The sequence below is a fragment of the Streptomyces bikiniensis genome (assembly GCF_000716625.1).
GTDB classification, from domain to species: Bacteria; Actinomycetota; Actinomycetes; order Streptomycetales; family Streptomycetaceae; genus Streptomyces; species Streptomyces bikiniensis.
The window spans coordinates 1-885 of the sequence record NZ_JNXJ01000110.1; the positions used below are offsets into that span (position 1 = coordinate 1).

Annotated in this window: 2 protein-coding genes; both read right to left on the bottom strand. The window is 73.8% G+C overall.

Going from position 1 to position 885, the window contains the following annotated elements; genetic code table 11:
* Positions 1-15: 15 nt before the first annotated feature.
* Complete coding sequence (locus OO47_RS32945; protein ID WP_030223511.1) at positions 16-276, bottom strand: hypothetical protein; 261 nt, start codon at positions 274-276, stop codon at positions 16-18.
* Entirely contained in the window at positions 273-581 is a 309-nt protein-coding gene (locus OO47_RS32950; protein WP_030223515.1) for a DUF6247 family protein, read from the bottom strand. The genes OO47_RS32945 and OO47_RS32950 overlap by 4 nt, the downstream gene beginning before the upstream one ends.
* Between the last annotated feature and the right edge of the window lie 304 nt (positions 582-885).

Genomic DNA, 885 nt, shown 5'->3' on the forward strand with positions numbered 1-885 from the left:
GTTTCGCCAGGGCGGCTATCCGAGCCAGGTGATGGTGAGGACGGACAGGCGGCGCAGGGGGCGGTTGACCCAGTAGGTGAGGGAGAGCTGGCCGATGGAGGCGTGGCGTATGTCCTCGCCCTCGGGGTCGTTCTCGTTCCACTGGCGAAAGCCCCACGGGGCGTCGGCGGCGGCGTCCAGGACGTCCCACACCATGTCTTCGATGTACTCGGGCAGGGTGTCGAGGACCTTCGCGGCCGGGGCGGAGAAGCGGACCGCGTAGGGCTGGTCGGTCACCGGCGCCGCCCGCGGAGCTGCGCCATGTCGATGAACTGGCTGTCGTCGTAGCCGGAGGCGACGAACGCGTCGACCGCCGGGGCGGAGGCGAGGCGGCCCTGCCAGTCCTGGACGACCTCGTACAGAGGGGCGAGAGAGAAGGTGCGGCGCGACTCCTCCAACGCGGCCGCCCACTCCCGCTCGAAGGCCGGCACCCACTGCGGCGCGCGCTCGTCGGCGCGCAGCTGGGCGAGGAGCTCGGCCGGGGCGCCGGGGGCGGGCGCGGACGGCGGGACGGGAGCGTGGTGGTCGGGCTGCGCGCTCATCGGCACCTCCAACAGGGACATGGTCCTGCCACCGTACGCGCGGGGCGGGGCGGCGGGTGCGGACATCGTAGTGAATCCCTTCGGACGAAGGGTCAGGCGGAGCAGGACGGAAGGCCTCCGGCGACCCGGCAGGGGTCGCGGCCGCTCTCCCCGGCCTCCCGCCCGTGCCACGCCTGCCCCGCAACGGGAGCGCGCGCCGCCAGCGCGCACTACACCTGCCTGTGGAATATGTCACGATCCGGCTGCGGGGGCCGGGGGCCGGGCCGCATTGTGGTTCGGGGAAGTCCCGGGCGCCGTGCGTGGG